Raw genomic sequence first — 22,883 nt, forward strand, 5'->3', positions numbered from 1 at the left:
TGAACACCGATTCCGGAAAAATCGGCAAAGTGTTCACCATGGGCCGGAATGCGTGTTCACGTTGGATCGGATTGGGTGTTCACGATGCGCCGGAATAGCTGTTCGACTTCGGCCGGAATATGCAGCGGGAAAACAGCATGCCCAGTATGTGCGGCGGACGGAGGCGAGCCTTTGAGTAGGCGCCTCCTCCGACCCGACACTGGTGATTACTCGGCTGGGGTTTTTCTCAGAAGTGAATATCAAAAGGAAGGCTCAAACGGTGCCCGAAAGAGCCTAAATGAAGAGAGTAGTTACTTTGCAGATGAGTCAGTGTACTGCGTCAGGCAAGCAGCAATCGCTGCCCTGGCCCGGTACCGGTGACAACTTGTTGTTTACCCACTTCCCATAGCGGGCGTAAACCCCAATACCCTCCACCAGAGTCAAGGCATTGGGGTGAATGGCGAGAACACGCAAGGCGGCGGTCTGGGCCACATGACCAATCCAGCCCAACAATAAATATTAGCGGTTGATTTTCATCATGACGACTTTTATTCTTCTCTATAATCGGGAGGCTCCAGCGTTAGCAAGAAAATTTTCAAACCTGTCAAAAAACGAAATCAAAAGTTGAAACTGTAACAGGAGAACTTTTTAAGCGATGAAAAATTTACGAGTTAAACATCTGTTGTTCTCACTGGTAATGGCCTGTTGCAGTTCAACACTACTTGCGGACACGACTCTTTTTGAACGCGGACAATCAGCGGCCGATAGCGGTGTTGTTGCAGGTACGAAATTTATTCGGTTAAACCAGCTCGATGCGGTAAAAACACTGTTGGTGTTAGCACCCGTGTTTCCGCAACATATTCTACTTGAGGCCGGTAGTCATAATAACGGCATTACCCTTGTTGATACCAAAGACAATATCGATTTACTGCGCCAGGTTATTTACAATTTAGACCCAAGTGTCGCGGCTGCCCTGGCTACCTCTACAACCCGTGGCTCAAGGCAATTCATTGAGACAACACCCGAGCCGGGCGCACAGGTGTTCAGCGTTACAGGCAGCGACGATACACAGGCGCCCGGCACGGTTCTACCCCAGACCAACAACTTTTATCATATTCAGCAGCGTCTCGACACGATACCCGGAAGTGTCAGTGTTAACATGTTACGGGAGAAGGGTCGGCTGCAGGGCTACAAAATAGTTGCTGGCAGTTTTCCCGATACTTTAGCGCAAGTAGGCTTGCAAACCGATGATATCATTACGGCGATCAACGGCGTTGAGTTCAATAGTATTACCTGTGCCACTGAGATTGCTGCGGCGATAAAGCATAAAACTATTGCACAGCTTAATATCTTGCGCGATGGCAAGACGCATACACTCGCCGTTGACTTGAAGAAAACCGAATAGCCGCAGTAGCACCCACAGTGCCCCGATAAAGGTTTTCTGTCCACTAATAGCGATTTTTCGACTTCACCCCCGAGACTCAAGCGCTCTATCAGCTAGCGGCTGGTATCCCGATCCGTACGTCCCGCTGACGACATCATAATTTTAAGATGTATATAGGCGAGAAACAGCTTGATTTTAGGTCGTTAGCCTATTATTGTCTAGCATTATTTCCCAAGCCAGGTTGGATTGTGACGGGCAGTAAACAACAGCTTTCTAAGGGCGAAGCCCGGCGCGCACTTATTCTGGCTGCGGCGCGTAAGTCATTACTGGCAGATGGCTATGCCAATGTTTCTGTGCGGATGATTGCTTCCTCACTGGGTATATCTGTTGGCAATCTGCAGTACTACTTCCCGACCAAAGACAGTCTTATTCAAGCGGTTATCGCCGACGAAACCGAGAGACCCATCGAGCTTCTGAGCGAGATAAACTGGAGACATGAGAGTGCCGAGCAATGTATTGCAGAAGCCGTGGCATCCATACTTCAATACTACGCCAGCGAAGCCGGGCAGTTTTACGCGATCGCGGAGTTTTTGGCGATGAATGACCCGAGCTACTCCGAGTTGAAAGCACAGGGGTATGCTTATGTGCGGGGCTATGTGAGACAAGTCATCGATATTGTGGCGCCACATCTCGATACTGGCCGACAAGACAATCTGGCACAGGTTCTGGTGGCGTTGATCGATGGTGCTTCTCTGCAGGTGCAGCTTGCAAAGTACGGCGATAAGGGTTTCGATATTGATGCTCTGATAAAAAATGTGGTCGACTCGGTGAGGATTTTGCTGGATCGTTGGGAGTAAGCCAGGCGATTTTATAATACCGGCGACAGTGACAGCCGCCTCTGTTGTTAAGCGTTGTGGTGAGTTTTTACCATTCCCTAGTTACCTTCCCATTTTTCTAATACACATTACTGCAGTTAATCTGGCTCGGTTTTTCGAGTTAAAGAAGCTGGAGTTTTTAAGGTATGGCAAACCTGCCTTACCTGTTTTATCCGCCTTGTGGTCGGGAGTGTGGGTCCATCTGCCCACACTCCCTCCCAGCCTGGTGGATTACGGAGCTTGCACCTCGCCCAAGGACACTCCCGTCCCAGCCGTACCCCCCAGCTTACCGGCATGATCCAGGCCGATAAACTTACCGCCCCCGGTTTGCCACAACGCCGGTTTCAACAAATTGTATTTAGCCTCATCCCAGCTCACCCAATCGTTTTCCAACAAGCCGCCGGTGTCACCGGAATTCGGGTTGATCGCCCAAAAGGTGTGATGTAGCCGCAGCTCCGCAATCTCGTCGCGCAACGCCTCCATCCATTTCTGGTTGTCGCCGCCGTCCATAAAACCGCCCCATTCGCCGATCAACAGCGGTGAAATAAGCTCGTTGTGGATATACAACCAGTTGGGCTCCCAAACCTCGGCGCGCAGGCTGTTGCGGTCAAACTCACTTTCGAACCACGGCTGGCGGAAAACCAGCGGGCCGTAATCGTGGGGCGAGTACATGATCTGGGCCTGGTGGCCGGGCACTTGCACTTCGACGTCGCGCACGCCGCGAAGGTTGCCGCCCCACCAGTTAAAATCGTAACACTGATCGCCCTGACCGGGCACCGGTGACGACTTGTTGTTTACCCACTTACCATAACGGGCGTAAACCTCGATGCCCTCCACCAGAATCAGTACATCGGGGTGGATCGCAAGAATACGCGAGGCGGCGGTCTGGGCCACGTGCTTCCAGTTGTTACTGTCGGTTGAATTGTCCCACTTGGCAAAGTCAGTGCGCTGCGAGGCCGGCTTGCGCGTGCAATAGGACTCCCAGCTTTCATTCGGGTCCTTTTGAATATCGTTGCCGAGGTTGCCGTTGGGAACACCGTGAGGTTCGTTTTGCAGATCGAATGCGATAATGGTGTCGTCGTTTTTATAGCGCTCGGCCAACCACTCCCAGGTATCGTAAAAGTCTGCCACGGTGATATCACCCTTGGCCCACCCCCAATACGTGTGGCCGGAGTTGTTTTGATCGGGATGGTGTACATCGAGCATGACCTTTACGCCACAAGCTTTGGCGACGGCCAGAAACCGATCAAAGATTTCCAGACTGTTTTTTCCCTGTAGCTTCGGATTGGCGGCCAGGTTGACGTTGGTCGGCTTGAACACGCCGGACTTCCATTCCTTTAACAACTCGGTGCCGATGGGCACACGCAGTAAATTAATACCGCGCTCGGCGACGCCTTCCACCAGGTTTTCCAGATTGACACTCCACAGACCGTGGAAGACGCGCTCCGACGTATTGAAGCCAAACCAGTTGGCACCGGTCAACCACACCGCATCACCGCCGGCATCGACAATCTGATTGCCCGAGGTGGTCAACCAATCGTCGCCGCCGGGCAGGGGCGTGGGGTCGACGCCACAGGCCACCACCCCTGGATCATTACCACCGCCACCACCACCACCACCACCACCGCCGCCGCCGCCGCCGTTACCGCCGTCGATCAGCGTCACCGCGGGCGGATTGGTAAAATTGCCGGGCGTGCCCTGGAAACCAAATTCCACACTGCCGCCTACTGGCACCGTGCCGTTCCAGCCGGCGTTATCCACCTCCACGCTCTGGCCGGTTTGGGTGAAGGTCGCATTCCACAGGTTGGCGATGGTGCGGTCAAATTCCCAGGTCAGGCGCCAGTCGGTGACCGGTTCGGCCCCATTGGTGTTGTCGATAACAACTTTGGCGACAAAGCCCTGACCCCAGTCGTCCACCACAGTCATGCTGACTTGCGCGGCCAGCACCGGCTGGGCCAGCAGCGCCAGGGTGGCGATAAACAGTCTTGTTTTCATCATTGGTTGCTCCAAGTGTGAGTGACAGTTGCGGCCGTGCCGCAGCACACACTATTTCACTGGCCGCTGCGGACGTCGTCTGACTGGGCTGCGATTTCGTGTGGATGTGAGACAGGGACGAAAGCCGTACCCGAAAGCGATAGTTGAACTTCACCGGTGGCATGGAAACTGATTTTGCGCAGATGTCCGTTTGCACGACACCAGGGTTTGAGGTGCTATGGATGCAACCCAAACTGGCGCGTTATGGCGTCCTTAGGTTCATGTTTCCGCAAGAAAAGTCCGAGAATCGGCAAAACGGGCGCGAAGTACCAAAATATCTTGTAAATAGTCGAACCGGGCCCGGCCCATCGTCATAGTGAATGAAAACTCCCGGCCATCAGGTATGGGAGATGCTGCAATGCGACAAATCTTCTGTGACGAGGAGAGAGCATGGATAAGTCCCAGTGTTGCCGGTGGTTAGTCGCCGGTGCGGTTATCATGTCGGCGGTTTGCGCCCGGGCCCAGGACGGCAGCGACGGCCCCGGTATAGACAACAGGGCGCGGCCGGCCGGCACCTATCTCAAGTTTGTACCCCTCGGCGGGCGCATGGTGCAGTTCCATCGCGGCTACCTCTATATCATGGGGCAGGGCAAGACGACGCTGTGGGATGTCTCCGATGCCACCGATCCCACCCTGCTCACCTCCCGTGACTACGGCGATAACGGCCACCGCTGGTGGAAGCTGAACACGGACATTTTCTGGCGCGAATACTCGACACCGGAAGTCACCGGCTCGGGTTATCACTTTCTGGACCTGCGCGATATGTTCGATCTCAAACCCTGGACCGACCCGCAGGTACCGGTGCCGATTGCCGCTGGCGGCCAGGGCTTGCAGAAGTGGCAGTTGCTGGAGACCTTTCCCACCGGTACCAACGGCGGCAATGTCCACGACCTGCGCTATGACGACCCGGCGCTCGATCCCGACGCCATCACCGCCACCTTTCCCACCGGCAACGGCGCCGAGGGCAGCCTCCGGTTTCGAATCGGCAACCTGTTGTTTACCACTACCGGCAGCGGTATTGCGGTGCTGGACATCGGTGACCCCAAACAGGTGAATTTTCTCGATTCGGTAACCGGCCCCGGCTTTCAACAGTACACCACCACCTACCATGTCTGGCGTGACAGGGTGGTGTTTTTAAACGGCAATGACGGCAACCTCAACGACAATAATCTGGCCATGATCGACTTCAGCGATCCCACCGATCTGAAGGCCGGGGTCTGGCCCGGCGGCAGCACCGGTCTCAAGGTCGCGGAAATGTCGGCCGGGCGCTATATGTATTTTCAGGATCAGTACGGCTTTACCGGGCAGAACGATCTGGCGGTAAAGATCGATATGGAAACCGGTGAGATCGTGCAGCGCTTCGTCGCGCCGGGCTGGCCCGAAACTTATCTGGATTACCAGTGGATGCCGTTGGGCCCGGTGGTGGTGGGCAGCGGTTCCAACGGCGGTGACGGGCGCACCTTCTTTTACCAGCACCAGGACGGTCCGGATAGCCGCGGTCCCGAAATCGGCTTCCACAGCCCGTTCGCCAATTCCATTAATAATCCGGTGTCGACGGTCATCGGTTTTTCCATTCCGGAAATTATCGACGAGCGCACCGCCAATGACCGCAGCATTCAAATACGCCCGATCGGCGGTGGCGAGCCGATTGAGGGTGACATTACCTGGAACTCCTACCATGTCCTGAACTTTATTCCGAAAGTTTTTTTACAGCCCGATACCACTTATGAAGTCAAATTTGTCGAGGGCGGATTGAAGGATGTCGCCGGCAATGGTATCGGCGAGTACGTTTTCTATTTTTCGACAGGTGCCGAGTTGAACGTCAATGCGCCGCCGGTGGTGGACGCCATCACCTATGGCGGTGAAGCCCCCTTGGTGGCCGGGGAGCCGGTGGTGCTGACGGCGCTGGCCAGTGACCCCGAGGGCGACAGTCTCGAGTACCGGTGGGATTTCGGTGCGGGCAACAGTGCCTGGTCCTCCGCCAACACAGTGACGCACACTTTCGCTGCTGCCGGTCTGCCGCGGATAAATGTGCAGGTGAGAGATGCCCAGGGCGGTATCAGCGGCGCCGGTCGCAATCTGGTGGTGGTAATGAATAGCACCGCCTCCGCGGCCACACACTCCGGTCCGTTGGCTCTCGATGCCGCAGCCGGAAGACTCGCCGTCGTCAATCCGGACAACGACAGCCTGGCACTGATCGATGCCGATACGTTAGAGAAAGTGGCCGAGTACGCTGTCTGTAAAGATCCCGTTTCTGTAACCGTTGCCGTAGCGGGGCAGGCTTGGGTTGCCTGCCGCGATGCCGACCAGATACAGGTATTGGCGCTGGCGGATGGCACCACCCTGGCGCTGCTGGATATGTCCTATGGCGCCAAACCTTACGGTGTAATCGCCAACCCCGTTGCCGATACGGTTTATGTCAGTTTAAGCGGTAGCGGCGAAGTGCGGGCATTCGACGCGCAGAGCTTTGCGCTCCTCGATACACTCGCGCTCGGGCAGGAGGCGCGCGCTATGGCGGTCAGTCCCGACGGCGGTACTTTACTGGTCACGCGGTTTATATCAGTCGGTGATAGTGGTGAGGTGTGGGAAGTCGACTTGCAGAGTTTTAGTCTCACGGGTGTCATCACCCTGGCTGATGACACTGTGACCCCTGACACCGGTTCCGGCGGCAGCGGCCTGCCGAACTATCTCGCCGGCGTAGCTATTGATCCCAGCGGCACACGCGCTATCAGTGTGGGGAAAAAAGACAATGTGGATCGCGGCCTGTTCCTCGGCACCGATCCGCTTACCTTCGAGAGCACGGTGCGCAGTCTGCTGGCGCCGATCAGCCTGACAGACGGTCGCGAGCAATTTGCCGCGCGTATCGATATCGACAACCACGCGCAACCTTCCGCTGTTACTTACAGTCCTCTCGGCAGTCATTTGTTTGTAACCCTGCAGGGCAATAACCGGTTAATCGCGTTGAACCCCGCCGATGGCACTGAGGTGGTGCGGGTGGACACGGGCCTGGCGCCGCAGGGCGTGCTGGTTGATCCGTCGACACAGCGTGTGTTCGTGAAGAATTTTATGGGCCGCAGTGTCAGTGTATTCGACGCCACCGCCATGTTGAATGGCGGTAGCGCGCAGTTGCCGCTGTTGGCGACCGTAGCCACCGTCGCCGCTGAAAAACTGACTGCACAGGTGCTGGCGGGCAAACGGGTCTTTTATAATGCCGCCGATCCGCGTATGGCCCTGGAGGGTTATATAAGCTGCGCAGTGTGCCACGACGATGGCGATCAGGACGGCCGGGTTTGGGATTTTACCGATCGCGGCGAGGGGCTGCGCAATACCATCGCCTTGCGCGGGCGCGCCGGCACCGGCCACGGGCGGGTGCACTGGTCCGCCAACTTCGACGAGATTCAGGACTTTGAACACGATATCCGCGGTCCTTTCGGCGGCCGCGGATTTTTGAGCGATGCGGACTTTGCCGCTGCCGGTGAGCCGCTCGGTGTCGCCAAAGCCGGCCGCTCGCCGGAACTCGATGCGCTGGCTGCCTACCTGGACAGTCTCGATACGTTTGACAAGAGCCCGTATCGCCGCGCCGACGGGGGTCTTACCGACACGGCGCAGGCCGGCAAACAGGTTTTTATCGACGCCGGTTGCGGCAACTGTCACGGCGGCAGTGCCTTTAGTGACAGCGGGCAGGGGTTACGGCACGATGTGGGTACCCTGTCGCCGGCCAGCGGCGCGCGTTTGGGCGAGCCGCTCAGAGGTCTGGATACGCCGACGCTGCGCGATCTCTGGGCCACGGCGCCCTATCTACACGACGGTTCAGCGGCCACACTGGAGGCGTTGCTGGCGACTGCCGGCGGGCATGGTTTTGATTCCCTGACGCCGCTGCAACGGGTGTCTCTGGCGGCTTATCTGCGGCAAATCGACGGCACCGAGGCGGCGCCGGCGGAGCCCGGCTTCAAGCTCACTCTCAGTTCGGTACAGGCCGGCCAGATCACTGTCGGGGAGGCGGTGCCGCTGGCCGTAGACACCAATATTGCCGCGTTGGAGCAGGTGGTCTACTACGCCAATGGCGACCCGGTGGCAACCGGCGCCGGGGTCTCTTTCGAGACCACCTGGACACCGCCCGGCCCCGGCAGCTACCGGCTGCAGGCGCGGGCGGTCTATAACAACGGTAACACCGCCACCCTGTCTGCGGAGACGGTTATCCAGTTCGGCGGCAGCGGCGCCTGCGAGGTGAGCTACACACTCGCCGGCGTCTGGGGTAGCGGCTACCAGGCCGACATCGTGGTGACCAATACCAGTGCGGAGCCGGTTGCGGGTTACGATCTGCAGTGGTCACTGGGTGCCGGCGAACAGTTTGCAGCCGGCTGGAACGCCACGTTTAGCAGTGCCGGTGTCCAGGTTACCGCCAGCAATGCCGCCGGCGCCTGGAATGGCACCCTCGCCCCGGGCGGCGGCACCAGCAGTGTTGGTTTTCGGGTCGATAAGCGCATCGATGCCGATGCGCACCAGCCGGCGGTGTTCACCTTGAACGGCACAGTTTGTACGCGCACGAACTAACGCTGTTCAGAGGAAGCCGTTTTCGGCGCGCTCCATACAGAGCAGGTAAGCGCGGTAGAATCGCTGTGCCGTCGCCGGGGTCCGTCGATAGTCGGCGAGATAGTTACGGGCAAAGTCGGCGGGTATGTCCAGGTGCTCCGGCGGCGACTCCGTGGCAGCCGGCTGACAGTTTTCACGCTGGCAACTTGCCTCGGTTTCAACGACTCCGCGGGCGTAGTAACGGCAGTTTTCGTAGCTTTGCTCCAGGAAATAGTGCTTGATATAAACAACGGCAATACACAGCAATACAATCGAAGATATAACAATCATCAAAGACTTTTCGCCGGTACTTATATTCATAGGTTAACTTGTGAATCTGACGGTGGACTTCAGTCGATACTTGCCAGCGAGTTTTGTTCAACCCGGCTCCATTCCGATCGACTCTGTCCGGGTTGGGCAGGTTGAATTCATTTCGATCCCCATGGATTTTGTCCAAGTTGATCCTGCAGTTAAGTCGGTGTCAGGACTTATCCGCGGCGGTCGACGCAAGCAGTTCCTGGCGGTCTAACGGGAACCCTTCCATATTTCGCTTGCGGTATTCACGCGGTGTCATGCCTTCGGATTTTTTAAAAAAGTTGTTGAAGGTGGCTTTGCTGTTAAAGCCCGCCTTGTACATGATATCCAAAACCGTAGCGTGAGGCTGGCCGTCGGTCAACAGCATCTCCTTGGCGGCGTCAATGCGGTATTTGTTAACAAACTCGAAAAAGTTATAGCCGTAGTGGCGGTTGATAATATGTGACAGGGTGCGCGGTGAGACCGATAGACTGGCGGCGAGCGTATCCAGCGTCAGTGAGGGATCCAGGTAGGGTTTTTCCCGCTGCATCAGCGCCTCCAGCGCCTCCACCTGATCGAGGTTGATATGGGTTCTATGGGGGCCGGCGGTGGTGGAATTGATTCTTTCGATTTCAGAGAATACCGATGGCCTGCTGGAAATGATAATCATAATAACGCCAATCAGCAGGCAGGTAACGTAGTTGGCGGTTAGGCCCATAATGCCGATATTCAGCGCCACTCCGCTTTCCACCGAGTAGAGCACCAGGGCGGCGATCAACAGTGCCCAGCCCCACAGCGTCAGAAAGCCGTACGTCAGAAAATTCAGCCAGGTAAAATCCAGGCCTTCCACAGACGAATAGCGCTTTTTGATTTGGGCGCGGTAGCGATTTAATTCAATCACACAGATAATACCAAAAAAGACCCGCAGAAACTCGCGGGCCAGATTGATATAAAACACTGTGCTGGAGTGTTGCAGCAGATTATTGTCGTCTTGTATTTGCGCTTTCAGATCGCTCGGCAGCAAATGATAGCCGATAAATTGATGGAAAAAATACAACAGGAACGGGGAGAGATACAGCAGGTCCCACCACTCCAGAGAGTAGTTTTTATAGACCAGCGAGCGGATGTACCAAAGTAGCAGCGGCCCCTGCACCCAGTAACCGAACTCGAAGACGTAAAACCAATTGGGGTGACTGCCGATCATCCACTCGCGCATGCCGGCGCCGAAGTTGATCAGCGTATCCAGGGGAATGGCGGCGGTTGCCAAGAGAAAGCCGGCGAGCAGTAAGTTACATTGCAACGGTTGCCGCTGAGTAAAGAACACCAGCACCGAAAACAAGACGCACTGGTAGACGGTTATCAGCAGCACGACATCGTGCGTATTGAATAAAACGAGCTCCATCATCATCGTCAATCAAACATCGTGCCCGTGAGTTTATCTAAATCATACTTTTCTCTGCCAGCTATTATCCTCCGCCAGCTATTATAATAGCTACTTTGAATAAGTCCGGAGAGAATATCAGTGTGGGCTACTCTTATTTTTTGGCTAGTGTTCCACAATCAACTGGGTTTCTCAACATCTATATTAGGCCATAAAAACAACCTTGCAAAAGCACAGGTTTCAAACAGCATGGCAAGCCGCCGCCGTTGAGGCGGTAGCGGCAGGTTTTGCCTTTTTTTTCACAAAAAACGCACTCGAATGGAAAATATTTTCCATTAAATAAATGGGATCGAGGTCACAACCTTTGCGCTGTCTCTCAGCCGCCCTGGAGGTCGTTTTTTTAGCTGGATGAAATATATGACATATAGGCACGAAGAGTAGAATCCCTTCAAGTATTCGATGCTTGCGCAAAGTAGTTTTACAGGCATGAACGTATATCGATACCAAATTGCGCTCCTATGACGACGACTGCCGCCTGCCTTGTTCGCCATAGTAAGTAGCCGGGGTACCCACCTGGCGCAGTCGGTTTGGTGATCGATGCGCCGGGTCGCGTTTTTCGAAAGTGCGATGTGACCTGTCGGATGACTGCAACCATTAAATACAGAGGCAAGACCTATGACTACTTTTACCGAGACGCTGTGCCGGCGCTGGCTGGCACTGGGCGTCGGGTTAGTGACTTTATACGCCCCATGGAGCCATGCTGCGGTGTGCCAGTACCGTGTGGACAACGAGTGGAATAATGGTTTCGTGGCGACTATCAGCATCACCAATGACACCGCCGCAGCTATTGATGGCTGGGAAGTAAATTGGGAGTACAGTGGAGACAACCGGGTCAGCAATGGTTGGAACGCTAATATTTCCGGCGCCAATCCCTATAACGCTACCGGGTTGTCGTGGAACGGCAACATTGGCGCCGGGCAAACCGTCAGCTTTGGCTTCCAGGGCAGCAAGGGGGCTGCCCCGGCCCAGGTACCGGAGGTGACCGGAGCTGTCTGCTCGGGCAACCTGGCGCCGGTCGCTGTGGCCGCTGCCAACCCGCTGCAGGGCGATGCGCCTTTAACTGTGGGGTTTGATGCAAGTGGCTCCTCCGATCCCGATGGCGATGTAAGCGGCCTGACTTTTTCCTGGAGCTTTGGCGATGGCAGCAGCGCCACCGGCGCCCTGGTCAACCATACCTATACCGAGGCGGGCGTTTATACTGCCACCTTGACAGTCAGCGACGGCCAGGCCGACGACACGGCGTCCGTGGTGATTACCGTCAATGGCAATCTTGCGCCGGTGGCTGTCGCGACCGCCAGCACCAGCAATGGGCCGGCGCCGCTGGCGGTGAGCTTTAACGGCTCGGCGTCCAGTGATCCGGATAACGGGCCCGATCCTTTGACTTATCTTTGGCTGTTTGGCGACGGCGAGCAGTCAACGGCTGTTTCCCCCGCTCATACCTTTTCGCAAAATGGTGTTTACACCGTCACCTTGACTGTCAGCGACGGCGAGGCCGAGGATACTGCTACCCTCACTGTCGTGGTCGGCGATACCCCCGTGCGGGTCGACAACCCGTTTCGCGATGTGGACTACTATATCGATCCCCTCTGGTCCGCCAGGGCGGCGGCCGAGCCGGGCGGAGCGGCTATCGCCCAATACAACACCGCGGTGTGGATGGATCGTATCGGTGCCATTACCGACGGTATCGGCTTGCGCGGGCATCTCGATGAAGCGCTGAGCCAGAATGCGGGCATGTTTATGTTTGTGGTCTACGACCTGCCCAATCGCGACTGTGCGGCGCTGGCCTCCAGCGGCGAGCTGCGTATTTCAGAAAACGGCTTCCAGCGTTATCAAGACGAATACATTGCGTCGATTGTCGAGGTAGTCTCCGATCCAAAGTACGCCGGTATTCGCATAGTGGCAATTATTGAGGTCGATTCACTGCCCAACCTGGTCACCAACCTGAGCGTTCCCGACTGCGCCGAAGCGGACGGCCCCGGCGGCTATCGCGACGGTATTCGTCACGCACTCAACCAACTGGCGCCGCTGGAAAACGTCTACCCGTATCTCGATATCGCTCATTCCGGTTGGTTGGGCTGGTCGAGCAACTTTGGGCCGGCGGTGAATCTGATTGCCGACGTGATTGAAAGCACCGATGCCGGCTGGGGCAGTGTGGCCGGCTTTGCCACCAACTCGGCCAACTATACGCCGACGGTGGAGCCGTTTCTGCCCGACCCGAACCTGAGTGTCGCCGGCCTGCCCGTGCGCTCGGCGGATTTTTACGAGTGGAACGACTACTTCGAGGAAAAAGCCTACGCCCAGGACTGGCGCGAGGCGATGATCGCCCGCGGCGCGCCGGCCACCATCGGCATGTTGATCGACACCGGCCGCAACGGTTGGGGCGGCCCCGAGCGGCCGACGCAGGTCAGCACTGCCACCGATATCAACACCTATATCAATGAGTCTCGTGTCGATCGGCGCCTGCACCGGGGCAACTGGTGTAACCAGCCGGGCGGTGTCGGCTTTAAACCCTGGGCGGACCCTTATGAGGGTATCGATGCGTTTGTCTGGATCAAGCCGCAGGGTGAGTCAGACGGTATCAGCGACCCCAACTTCGAGCCCGACCCCAACGACCCGGCCAAGCGGCACGATCCCATGTGCGACCCGACGGCGCCCAGTCGCGACAACCCCGCGGTGACGACCGGTGCGCTGGCCAATGCCCCCCATGCGGGTCGCTGGTTCCCGGAGGCTTTTGCGGTGTTGTTAAACAATGCCTATCCGCCGGCGCAGGACCCGGCCGGACCGCCGCCACCCCCGTTGCCGCCGCGCAGCAATTGCCCGGGACTGGACCCGAATCAGCCTGTGCTGATCGACCAGCCCGGTGTTCGTGTGCCTATCGACCTGGGGTGCCAGGCACCGATACACGTGCAGTTTGGTGAGGCTATTCCGAACAACTTGTATGTGGAGAACACCGGCGATGCGTTTGATGTGACTCTGGAGCACGCCGGCGGCAGCGATAACGCCAGCGGTCATTTCAGCAGTGTGGGTCTTGCCGGTGCCGATCAGGTGAAAGTTATTCGCAACGGTGCGGCGGCTTCTATCGAGCTGCGCTATGACTAGCGTTTGACCGGTACCCCCTTGTCTTGGGGACGCCTGCAACTTAGCAACTGAATGAAGTTCGCCAAACTGTATCTATCCGACGGCGGGTACTTAAGTTGCACAGTTGCAGGTGTCCCTCAAAGCCTTAAGTTGCTAAGTTGCAGGCGTCCCTCTAGGTTAGCGCCAGATCAGTGCGGACTGCCGTGCGACGCGTGAATAAAGTACCTGTCTGTCTGTTCCGGCCGTGGTCATGGTCTCTAGGGATAACGTGCGCGCATCGCCGAGCGTGTCCGCATAAAGGTAGGCGATGCGTCGCCCGTCGAGAGAAAATGCCGGGCGGGTAAACAAGTGGTCGCCCCGGGTTAGTTGCCGGGTGTCGCCGCCGATTGCCGAGAGAAAGATGTGCATACCCCCTTCATAGACTTTGCGGTGAGTGCTTTCGTCATAGTGGTAACGATAGTTGACCAGGGCGGCGTAGAGTAGCTGCTTGCTGTCGCGGGACCAGACCAGCGGGGCCTGAACCTGGGCGCCGGCGGGAGACACTTTGATAGGCGTGGTGTCTGCCAAATGCAGCACCAGCGCCGTCCGGGACCCGCCGGTGCTTAGCGGGTGCTGGATGTAGCTAATCGACTTGCCGTCCGGAGACCACTGCGGCGCGACCACGCGGGTTTTGGTTGCAGCCGGTTGTCCTGTCGGGTTTGATATCGGTGTCGGTGTCGGTGTCGGTGTCGGTGTCGGTGTCGGTGTCGGTGTCGGTGTCGGTGTCGGTGTCGGTGTCGGTGCGATATCGTTATCAGCGTAAAGCAGCCGTCTGATATTCCCCGACGCAACTGTAACGACGCCCAATGCCGAGCGGCCCCCGTGGATTTCTGCGAATACAATCTTTTTGCCGTCGGGAGACCAGGAGTAATCGATGATTTGATCGGCTTTGAGCAACTGCGACCCGCCACTGCCGTCGGGTTTGATACGGTGCAACTCCCAGCCGTTTGCACGGCTGCCCCTGAGGTAGGCAATCCAGTTGCCGTCGGGACTGAACTTGGGGGATGTCTCCCGATCGGGGTGTTTTGTCAGCTGCGTTAGTTTCTTTGTCTGGTGGTCGCGAAAATAGATATCAAAGTTCTCTGACTTGCGCTGCAGGTCAATTTTGATCTGCGGCTCCCGGTTGGAGGCAAACGTTAAATCGCCTCGCTTTGAAATGTCGGGTTCGAGATCGCGCCAGGCATGGTTGTCGGTCAGTTTGTCGACCTCGCCTTTTGCATTAATGGCGTAGATATTGGTTACCGGGCCGACGACTTTGGCATTGAAATAAATGGAAGTGTCGGCTGCGACAGCGACGGTCGTCAGAGAACAGAGTAATAGTTTGATAAACATTTTAGTGGTTTTTGTGCGCATGGCTGACGTCTGTTTTGGCGTATGTGCAGATGGCTTTTAGCGCGCGGCTTAACGCACATAATCTGAAAGATACAATGCTCCATCGCGGCTGTCCATGTCGGTTTTCCAAAAGGTTGTGAACGGCTCGGCACTTCAGTTCTGATGTTGCGCTGGTATGATTGATGCTTTTGATCCAGGTGCCAAGGCTCAGGCAATAGATTGAGCACTTCGGACTCTATTGACGGCGTGATAACAATGAAAAAATATGGGCGAGTGGCGCCACTAGGGTGGCACGGTGTTAACTATCGATTTTCAACAGAACCTGTGGACAGGCGTTTTGTCAGGGGAGGTTCGGTGAATACTGCCGCAATGGTCTGACAGTTAAAAGCCCGCCTCCAGTCCGGAAGTTTTCAGTGTACAAAAGCCGCGCAGTGTGGAGGGCACTCAGGCACTAGATATCAAGTCGGATAATTTCGCCGCTGACTTTCCCTTCGCCGACTGACAGTTTGCCGATCGTTACCGGTAGTTTAAAACGCCGCGGTCCGGCACTGCCCGGATTAAAATAAAGCGTTTTGTCTTTCACTTCATTTTTAGGGCTATGGGAATGCCCGGACACCACCACCGAAAACCGATGCTCTGATGAAACGTCCAGATCTTTCAAATTATGGATGATATAAATCGAGTGACCCAAGATTTCGAGCGTCGCGGTATCCGGGTACGTCTGGGCCCAGGCATCGGTATCGATATTGCCGCGGATAACCGTCAGTGGTGCGATTTGTACCAGCTCGTGCACGATCTCCTCTTTGCCGATATCACCAGCGTGGATAATGGCATCGACGCCCTGCAACGCTTCGATGGCGGCGGGCCTCAGCAATCCGTGGGTGTCGGCGATAACACCTATTGTCTTGAACATTGGATGCCCTCGTGTTTGAAGCCGTCCGGACGACTAGCCTGTGCGGACAAATGCTTGTTCATCAACTGCCGTTCGACACAGAGCGAACCTCCCTTTTGCCTGATCGAAGGATTGTAGCATGGGGCGCTGATAACTTTGTTGTCGATTTGCTCGATCGCATCGTTAAAGAACATATCGTCGTAGTCGATGGAGAAATGGAGTGCTCCCTGAAAATCGGGAGTGGGGGACCTTACTATTAGATAGATACCCGTGGCGTCTTCCTTCGAGCCTGGGGCGGTAATGTGAGTAACAGTTGTGGTCCGAACCTCAAGTAAGCATGGCAGAGTGTTTTTTAATGTTTTGTTCTTTCACTGATTGGCTCAGGATAAATCTTCCGCTGAAAAATCCTGTCGTTTGTGAATTACAGCGAGAACATGGCTGTTCTCGCCTTTGACTTCATACATGAACCGATAGGAATAAATGCGTAGTTCTTGAAGCTACGGCTTACTTACGTTTATTTTGCCGATACTGGACAGCTCGTTTAGTCTGTCGACTTTCTCTCGAATCTTTTGGGCGACTTTCCGGCTCGGTAAAAAGCCGCCGCACATTCAATTCAACACCTTATACCCACGCCCCGCCAGACAGTTCTTCACCACCCGATCCTTCTCCGCAGCCGCTTTACCGGCTCCGCCTGCCGCGCCCGACACCGCGCCGGCCCCCGCACCCCGGGCAGCCGTGCCGGAATCACCAAAGATCGCACCGAAAACGCCCCCGAGCACAGCGCCTGCGGCCGTGCCTTCGGCCACTTTCTCACCGGTATTGACCTCGTCGGCATAGGCTTCACACTCCGAGCGATCCTGCGCGTATTGCGCCATGGAAACACCCTTCCTGTCGATGATAACCCGGTCGCTGGCACAGCCGGCCAGCAGGATAGAGAAGACTCCAAGTAAGGTGACGGCTGCTTTCATAGGTATGCTCCATCGTTGCGCTTCAGGCTGAGAAAATAGAACTCAGTGGATTATGGCGATTTATCCCTGAACGGAAACTGAATGGCAGCGGTCGGTGGGCCGTGCCCCAGCCTATCCAGCCGCGCTGCGCGCCGCGCCATCGAGCAGCGCCAGGCGCTCCTCGATCGACCGCTGTATACCTTCCGGGTCGAGATTGACCGAAGCCAGCAGTTGCGGGTGTTTGCCGTGCTCGATAAAGCTGTCGGGCAGGCCCAGGTTCAGCACCGGCATCACGACTCCAAGCCGGGCCAGGTATTCGTTGACGGCAGAGCCGGCGCCGCCGTGAACGGTGTTTTCCTCCAGGGTGACAAGCAGCTCGTGCTCCGTTGCCATGCGCTCGATCAGCGCTTCGTCCAGGGGTTTGACCCAGCGCATATCGCAGACCGTGGCGTTGAGGGTATCGGCCACCTGCAACGCATTGGCCAGCAGCGTGCCAAAACTCAGAATGGCCAGGCGTTTGCCCTGCCGTTTGACCGTGCCCTCGCCGATCGCCAGGGCAGACATCTCGGCCTGAATGTCGGCGCCCGGCCCGGTACCCCGCGGATAGCGCACGGCGGCCGGCCCCTTGAATTCATAGGCGGTAAAGAGCAGCTGCCGGCATTCGTTTTCGTCGCTGGGGGCGGCGACAATCATATTCGGCACACAGCGCAGGTAGGTGAGGTCAAAACTGCCGGCGTGGGTCGGACCGTCCTCCCCCACCAGTCCGGCGCGGTCGATACCGAAGGTTACATCGAGATTCTGGATGGCGACATCGTGAATCAACTGGTCGTAGGCGCGCTGTAAAAACGTCGAGTAGATGGCCACCACCGGCTTTACCGCTTCGCAGGCCAGGCCCGCCGCCAGGGTCACGGCGTGCTGCTCGGCGATGGCGACATCGTGAAAACGCTCGCTAAAGCGCTCGGCAAACTCCACCATCCCCGACCCTTCGCACATGGCCGGTGTAATTGCCACTAGGCGCTCGTCCGCCGCGGCCATATCGCAGAGCCAGTCGCCAAACACCTGCTGGTATTTGAGCTTTTTGCGGGGCGGCGGGCTGGCGGGTTTCGGTGCCGGCTTGGACGCCGGTTCGATCTTGTTCAGCGCGTGGTAGCCCACCGGGTCCGCCTCGGCGGGCTCGAAACCCTTGCCCTTGCGGGTGATGATATGCAGCAGTTTCGGCCCTTTGATATCGCGCAGGTTGCGCAGGTCGTGAACCAGGCGCTCGAGGTCGTGGCCGTCGATGGCGCCCACGTAGTTGAACCCCAGCTCCTCGAACAGGGTGCCCGGAGACACCATGCCTTTCATATGCTCTTCGGTTTTGCGGGCAATCTCCCAGGCCTGGGGGATTTTCGTCAGCACCCGCTTGCTGCCCTCACGCAGGGAGTTGTAGAACTTGCTGGCCCAAATCTTGGCAAAATAGTTGGCCAGGCCGCCGACGTTGCGGGAAATCGACATATTGTTGTCGTTCAATATCACCAGCATATCGGTCTCGGCATGGGCGGCGTGGTTGAGCGCCTCGAAAGCCATGCCGGCGGTCATGGCACCATCGCCGATGATTGCCACCGTTTTGCGCGGGCAACCGGCCATCTCGCTGCCCATGGCCATGCCCAGCGCGGCACTGATGGACGTGCTGGAATGGCCCACCCCGAAGGTGTCGAACTCGCTTTCACTGCGTTTGGGAAAGCCCGACAGGCCGTGCAACTGGCGCATGCTGGACATGGCGTCGCGGCGGCCGGTGAGAATCTTGTGCGGGTAGGTCTGGTGGCCCACATCCCAGACCAGGCGGTCTTCCGGCGTCTGGTAAATATAGTGCAGAGCCACGGTCAGCTCCACCACCCCCAGACCGGCACCGAAATGCCCCCCGGTCTGGCCCACCGAGTAGAGCATGAACTCTCGCAACTCCCGGGTCACCTGCGGCAACTGCTCCGGCTCCAGCGCACGCAGGTCGGCGGGGCACTGAATACTGTCCAGCAGGGGGGTATCGGGTCGCTGTTGCGGTATTTCTTTGAACATCGAGACTGCCATGTTTCGTCTGCGGGGGTGACCGCCGGGCTGAAAACCAAACAGTGCATTGTATTGCGCTGCGGCGGCCTTGCCTAGTGCCCTGAGCGGTCGTTCTCAGTAAACCAGGCCCCCTGGGCTATAAACAGATAGTGAACACTAGCTACTGCGCTTGACAATATAACGCGCCAGCTCGCGCAGCCGCTGTGCCTGCTCGTCGAAGCCGCAAAGGCTGTCACAGGCTTGTTCACTCAGTGTAGCAGCCCGGCGCCGGGCCTCTTCCAGCCCGAGCAGCGACACGTAAGTAGGTTTGTTCAGGGCCTGGTCCGCCCCCTGGCGCTTGCCGAGGGTAGCGGTGTCGGCCACCACATCGAGAATATCGTCCTGTATCTGGAAGGCCAGTCCCACCGCCCGCGCATAGGCTTCCAGTGCTGTGAGTTGATCACGGGTGGCGACACCCGTGGCCATGGCGCCCATAATCACTCCCGCTTCGATCAGTGCGCCGGTTTTACGGTTGTGCATGTGCTGTAACTGCTCGAGTGAAAGATGCCGGTCGACCGACTCCAGATCCACCGCCTGGCCCGCCACCATACCGGCACCGCCGGCGGCCCGGGCCAGGCGTTGCACCAGGCCCAGGCGGATATCCGCACTCAGCGCTGCCGGTTCGCACAGGGTTTCGAACGCCAGCGCCTGCAGGGCATCGCCCGCCAGTATGGCGGTGGCCTCGTCAAAGGCGATGTGGCTGGTGGGTTTGCCGCGGCGCAGATCGTCGTCATCCATGGCCGGCAAGTCATCGTGTATCAGGCTGTAGGCGTGGATACACTCCAGCGCACAGGCGACGCTGTCAATCGGGCCGACCGCTGCCGGCAGCGGCGCCAGGGCACCGGCAGCGGCGTAGGCGAGCACCGGGCGAATGCGCTTACCGCCATTGAAAACACTGTAGCGCATGGCCTCGTAAAGACGCGCCTGGGGCCCGGCAACGGCGGGTAACAGGTGCTCCAGGGCGCTGTCCACCCGCTGGCGACACTGCCGGGAAAACACCTCGAAGGTCACCTCGACGGTGGCTGTCATCCCACGTCTTCGTCGCTGTCCCCGCTGAAGGGCCGGCTGCGCAGCTCCCCCTGTTCTTCCACCAGGAGCTGCACTTTCTGTTCGGCCTCCGTCAGCCGGGTCTGGCACTCGCGGGTGAGGCCGATACCGGTTTCAAATGCTTTGAGGGATTCCTCCAGGGTCATATCGCCCTGCTCCATCTCGTTGACGAGGGTCTCCAGCTTGCTCAGCGCCTGCTCAAAGTCCACGCCTTTCTTCTTTGCAGTCATGTTGAATCTCAGTCGACGGGTGCAGGCGCCACCCTAACCGAGGGGGCTGCGCCGGTCAATCGGGGGAGTGATTCGGGTCTAATTTATTTGCCACAGCGTCCGATATATCTATAGGCGGCTTGTCCTGATACCTGGCGGGAATACCGCCTTTATCTAAAATAGTAAGACACCGGTCCGAAACCGCCGGCGGAGCCTCGCCGACCTCCCTGTCGCGGCCCGTGTTTTATCGGCGCCTGTGTCAACCAGCTTTATGAGGAGTAGTGTGTGGATTTAGCAACCCTGGTGGGGCTGATTGGGGCCATGGGATTGATTGTCATGACCATGATGCTGAGCGGCGATCTGGGCATGTTCGTCAATCTGCCTTCGCTGGTCATCGTGTTTGGCGGCAGTATCTTTGCGGTGATGGCCAAGTTTGGCCTGGGGCAGTTTCTCAGCGCCCTTAAGGTCGCCGGCAAAAGCTTTACCTCCAAGATTGACGCCCCAGCCGATCTGATCGATGAAATTGTCGAACTCGCCGATGTGGCGCGCAAAGGCGGACTGCTGTCGCTCGAGGGCAAGGAAGTCGGTAACGAATTCCTGCAAAAGGGTATTCAGCTGCTGGTCGACGGCCACGACCCGGATGTGGTGAAAACCTTGTTATCGAAAGACCGCAGCTTGGCCGAGGAGCGTCACAGCAGCGGTTCGGCAATTTTCAGTGGCCTGGCGGGCATGGCGCCGGCCATGGGCATGATCGGTACCCTGATCGGCCTGGTGGCGATGCTCGCCAATATGGACGACCCGAAATCCATCGGCCCGGCCATGGCGGTGGCGCTGCTGACGACCCTGTACGGTGCCGTACTGGCCAACGCGTTTTGCGAGCCGGTCTCCGACAAGCTCAAGCTGCGTGCGGCCGAGGAGGCCATGGTCAAAAACCTGATTATCGATGCGTTGCTGGCCATTCAGGCGGGGCAGAACCCCCGCGTTATCGACTCCATGCTGCGCACCTATTTGCCCGAGGGCAAACGGGCCGCGGCCGATGCGGCGCAGTAGGTGAGCGGCGATGGATGACGAAGAGGTCAAGTGCGAGTGTGAGGCCGGCCTGCCGGCGTGGATGGGCACCTTTGCCGACCTGATGTCGCTGCTGATGTGTTTTTTCGTACTGCTGCTTTCTTTCTCGGAAATGGACGCCATGAAGTTCAAGCGTCTGGCCGGCTCCATGGCACAGGCGTTCGGGGTGCAGAACCAGCTCAAGGTCATGGACCCCCCCAAGGGCACCAGCATTATCGCGCGGGAATTCAGCCCCGGGATTCCCGAGCCGACCCCGATCAACGAAATCTGGCAGATTACCAAAGACCTGAGCCAGAGTTCGCTGGATTTCGATTGCGTCAACCAGTTCGATGTGGAGCAGGGCCAGGTTGAGAAGGAGGCCGGTATCGAGGCCCGCGCCAGAGAGGACTTGAAGGCCAAGCTCGCCGAGATGGTCGAGCAGACCAAGGAGGATGCCACCGAACTGGCCGATAAGTTGTTCGATCAGATCAGCAGTGGTGAAATCGAAATTGAATACAAGGGGCGCCAGATTATAATTCGCATTCGCGAAAAGGGCTCCTTTGTATCCGGCTCGGCGCAATTGGCCGATGACTACTATGACGTGCTCGAAGAAATTCGCGCGGTGCTGGCCGAAAAGCCGGGCCGAATACAGGTGCAGGGTCACACCGATAACATTCCCATTCGCAGTTCGCGCTTCCCCTCGAACTGGGCGCTGTCGTCGGCGCGGGCGGTTACCGTTGCCCACGAGTTGATGAAAGGCCGCCAGATCAATGAGCGCCGCTTTGAGGTGGCGGGCTTCTCCGATACCAGGCCGCTGGTGGCCAATGACTCCTCGACCAACCGTGCCCGCAACCGGCGTGTGGAAATCGTCATCCAGCAGAGTATCGACAGCGAGAATCTCGATCAGGATGATAGGCAACTTTTGAAAGAAGAGGGTGAGGACGTCTTGCGCGAACTCGATTTGGACCCGGATTACCTGTTTGAACTGGACCCGGAAGAAGTGTTTTGACCGGTAGGCGATATGGCTGAAGAACGACGGCGTTTTTTTCGAATCGACGATACTGTGGGCGTCGCTTACCGCCTGTTGAGCGAGGCGGAGCTGGCCGAGCTGGATACTGCGGAGGAACCGCCGCGCGACGTGTTTGCCCTGCTCGCCAAGTTTGACACCCAGCTTGAGCGCGGCATCGGCCAGCTGCGGGTGAAACAGCCGCTGTTGGGCGAGGTGTTGGACGCTCTCAACGGCAAGCTCGATGCGGTTATCAACCAACTGGAAATAGACGACCATCTGGTGCGGCGTTTAGCCCAAAAGATCCAAGAGGTAAACATCAGCGCCTGCGGTATGGGCTTCCTCTGCGACACGGATGTGGCGCCCGAGCAGGCGCTGGACCTGGAGCTGGCGCTGAAACCGGGTAACCTGAACATCCATACCCGGGCCCGGGTGGTGGCCCGCGAACCGCGCGACGGCGGCGGTTATTATCTGCGGGTGGACTTTATCGGTATGAGCGAGGCCGACCAGGAAGTGTTAATTCAACATATCGTCAAACGCCAGGGGAGTATTATCCGTACGGCGCGCGACGGGTAAAGCCGGTCGTGGTCGGCACGTTGCTCCGATCACTCTCGACCATTGAGAA

16 protein-coding genes are annotated in these 22,883 nt (G+C 57.6%); 7 read left to right on the plus strand and 9 right to left on the minus strand.

Annotation, left to right across the window (positions count from 1 at the left end):
* The first annotated feature begins 634 nt into the window (after positions 1–634).
* Positions 635–1,384: a PDZ domain-containing protein gene (locus FKG94_RS24245; protein ID WP_142929545.1), complete on the plus strand. Its 750-nt coding sequence runs from the start codon at positions 635–637 to the stop codon at positions 1,382–1,384.
* A 227-nt stretch (positions 1,385–1,611) separates the two neighbouring features.
* Complete coding sequence (locus tag FKG94_RS24250; RefSeq protein ID WP_179957798.1) at positions 1,612–2,220, plus strand: TetR/AcrR family transcriptional regulator; 609 nt, start codon at positions 1,612–1,614, stop codon at positions 2,218–2,220.
* A 249-nt stretch (positions 2,221–2,469) separates the two neighbouring features.
* Here FKG94_RS24250 and FKG94_RS24255 read toward each other — a convergent pair whose 3' ends face one another.
* Complete coding sequence (locus FKG94_RS24255) at positions 2,470–4,236, minus strand: cellulase family glycosylhydrolase (RefSeq protein ID WP_179957799.1); 1,767 nt, start codon at positions 4,234–4,236, stop codon at positions 2,470–2,472.
* A gap of 426 nt (positions 4,237–4,662) precedes the next feature.
* On the opposite strand from FKG94_RS24255, the gene FKG94_RS24270 reads away from it, so the two are divergent.
* Positions 4,663–8,826 carry a cellulose binding domain-containing protein gene (locus tag FKG94_RS24270; RefSeq protein WP_142929547.1) on the plus strand — a complete coding sequence of 1,388 codons (4,164 nt, stop codon included), beginning with the start codon at positions 4,663–4,665 and terminating at the stop codon, positions 8,824–8,826.
* 6 nt (positions 8,827–8,832) lie between these two features.
* On the opposite strand, the gene FKG94_RS24275 is transcribed toward FKG94_RS24270, so the two are convergent.
* Together FKG94_RS24275 and FKG94_RS24280 are read right to left on the minus strand one after the other, a co-directional pair.
* On the minus strand, positions 8,833–9,165 hold the full coding sequence (locus tag FKG94_RS24275; RefSeq protein ID WP_142929548.1) for a hypothetical protein: 333 nt from the start codon (positions 9,163–9,165) through the stop codon (positions 8,833–8,835).
* A 160-nt stretch (positions 9,166–9,325) separates the two neighbouring features.
* Positions 9,326–10,546: an AraC family transcriptional regulator gene (locus FKG94_RS24280; protein WP_142929549.1), complete on the minus strand. Its 1,221-nt coding sequence runs from the start codon at positions 10,544–10,546 to the stop codon at positions 9,326–9,328.
* A 648-nt stretch (positions 10,547–11,194) separates the two neighbouring features.
* Here FKG94_RS24280 and FKG94_RS29290 point away from each other — a divergent pair.
* Positions 11,195–13,678 (plus strand): glycoside hydrolase family 6 protein, encoded by a 2,484-nt coding sequence (locus FKG94_RS29290; RefSeq protein WP_142929550.1) that lies wholly within the window; start codon positions 11,195–11,197, stop codon positions 13,676–13,678.
* A 156-nt stretch (positions 13,679–13,834) separates the two neighbouring features.
* On the opposite strand, the gene FKG94_RS24290 is transcribed toward FKG94_RS29290, so the two are convergent.
* From FKG94_RS24290 to FKG94_RS24315, 6 genes are all read right to left on the minus strand, one after another.
* Positions 13,835–15,049, minus strand: a complete 1,215-nt coding sequence (locus FKG94_RS24290; RefSeq protein ID WP_142929551.1) for a TolB family protein — start codon at positions 15,047–15,049, stop codon at positions 13,835–13,837.
* 430 nt (positions 15,050–15,479) lie between these two features.
* The gene (locus FKG94_RS24295) at positions 15,480–15,941 is read right to left on the minus strand and encodes a metallophosphoesterase family protein (protein ID WP_142929552.1); all 462 of its coding nucleotides are present in this window, start codon (positions 15,939–15,941) and stop codon (positions 15,480–15,482) included.
* Positions 15,942–16,528: 587 nt separating this feature from the next.
* Positions 16,529–16,888: a glycine zipper family protein gene (locus tag FKG94_RS24300; RefSeq protein ID WP_142929553.1), complete on the minus strand. Its 360-nt coding sequence runs from the start codon at positions 16,886–16,888 to the stop codon at positions 16,529–16,531.
* 111 nt (positions 16,889–16,999) lie between these two features.
* Positions 17,000–18,919: a 1-deoxy-D-xylulose-5-phosphate synthase gene (gene dxs / locus FKG94_RS24305; protein WP_142929620.1), complete on the minus strand. Its 1,920-nt coding sequence runs from the start codon at positions 18,917–18,919 to the stop codon at positions 17,000–17,002.
* A gap of 147 nt (positions 18,920–19,066) precedes the next feature.
* Entirely contained in the window at positions 19,067–19,978 is a 912-nt protein-coding gene (gene ispA / locus FKG94_RS24310; protein ID WP_142929554.1) for a (2E,6E)-farnesyl diphosphate synthase, read from the minus strand.
* The gene (locus FKG94_RS24315) at positions 19,975–20,226 is read right to left on the minus strand and encodes an exodeoxyribonuclease VII small subunit (protein WP_142929555.1); all 252 of its coding nucleotides are present in this window, start codon (positions 20,224–20,226) and stop codon (positions 19,975–19,977) included. The genes ispA and FKG94_RS24315 overlap by 4 nt, the downstream gene beginning before the upstream one ends.
* Before the next feature lie 264 nt (positions 20,227–20,490).
* On the opposite strand from FKG94_RS24315, the gene pomA reads away from it, so the two are divergent.
* Genes pomA through FKG94_RS24330 form a run of 3 tightly spaced genes read left to right on the plus strand, consistent with a single transcriptional unit; the run spans position 20,491 to position 22,834 of the window.
* Positions 20,491–21,255: a flagellar motor protein PomA gene (gene pomA, locus FKG94_RS24320; RefSeq protein WP_142929556.1), complete on the plus strand. Its 765-nt coding sequence runs from the start codon at positions 20,491–20,493 to the stop codon at positions 21,253–21,255.
* Positions 21,256–21,265: 10 nt separating this feature from the next.
* On the plus strand, positions 21,266–22,261 hold the full coding sequence (locus FKG94_RS24325) for a flagellar motor protein MotB (RefSeq protein ID WP_142929557.1): 996 nt from the start codon (positions 21,266–21,268) through the stop codon (positions 22,259–22,261).
* 12 nt (positions 22,262–22,273) lie between these two features.
* Positions 22,274–22,834 carry a PilZ domain-containing protein gene (locus tag FKG94_RS24330; RefSeq protein WP_142929558.1) on the plus strand — a complete coding sequence of 187 codons (561 nt, stop codon included), beginning with the start codon at positions 22,274–22,276 and terminating at the stop codon, positions 22,832–22,834.
* The last annotated feature ends 49 nt before the right edge of the window (positions 22,835–22,883 follow it).

This window comes from Exilibacterium tricleocarpae, from assembly GCF_007004655.1.
In the GTDB taxonomy this organism is placed as follows: Bacteria; Pseudomonadota; Gammaproteobacteria; order Pseudomonadales; family Cellvibrionaceae; genus Exilibacterium; species Exilibacterium tricleocarpae.

Coding starts and splice junctions, on each gene's coding strand:
- FKG94_RS24245 (WP_142929545.1), top strand. CDS start 635: ATGAAAAATTTACGAGTTAAACATCTGTTGTTCTCACTGGTAATGGCC.
- FKG94_RS24255 (WP_179957799.1), bottom strand. CDS start 4,236: ATGATGAAAACAAGACTGTTTATCGCCACCCTGGCGCTGCTGGCCCAG.
- FKG94_RS24270 (WP_142929547.1), top strand. CDS start 4,663: ATGGATAAGTCCCAGTGTTGCCGGTGGTTAGTCGCCGGTGCGGTTATC.
- FKG94_RS24275 (WP_142929548.1), bottom strand. CDS start 9,165: ATGAATATAAGTACCGGCGAAAAGTCTTTGATGATTGTTATATCTTCG.
- FKG94_RS24280 (WP_142929549.1), bottom strand. CDS start 10,546: ATGATGATGGAGCTCGTTTTATTCAATACGCACGATGTCGTGCTGCTG.
- FKG94_RS29290 (WP_142929550.1), top strand. CDS start 11,195: ATGACTACTTTTACCGAGACGCTGTGCCGGCGCTGGCTGGCACTGGGC.
- FKG94_RS24290 (WP_142929551.1), bottom strand. CDS start 15,049: ATGCGCACAAAAACCACTAAAATGTTTATCAAACTATTACTCTGTTCT.
- FKG94_RS24295 (WP_142929552.1), bottom strand. CDS start 15,941: ATGTTCAAGACAATAGGTGTTATCGCCGACACCCACGGATTGCTGAGG.
- FKG94_RS24300 (WP_142929553.1), bottom strand. CDS start 16,888: ATGAAAGCAGCCGTCACCTTACTTGGAGTCTTCTCTATCCTGCTGGCC.
- dxs (WP_142929620.1), bottom strand. CDS start 18,919: ATGTTCAAAGAAATACCGCAACAGCGACCCGATACCCCCCTGCTGGAC.
- ispA (WP_142929554.1), bottom strand. CDS start 19,978: ATGACAGCCACCGTCGAGGTGACCTTCGAGGTGTTTTCCCGGCAGTGT.
- FKG94_RS24315 (WP_142929555.1), bottom strand. CDS start 20,226: ATGACTGCAAAGAAGAAAGGCGTGGACTTTGAGCAGGCGCTGAGCAAG.
- FKG94_RS24325 (WP_142929557.1), top strand. CDS start 21,266: ATGGATGACGAAGAGGTCAAGTGCGAGTGTGAGGCCGGCCTGCCGGCG.
- FKG94_RS24330 (WP_142929558.1), top strand. CDS start 22,274: ATGGCTGAAGAACGACGGCGTTTTTTTCGAATCGACGATACTGTGGGC.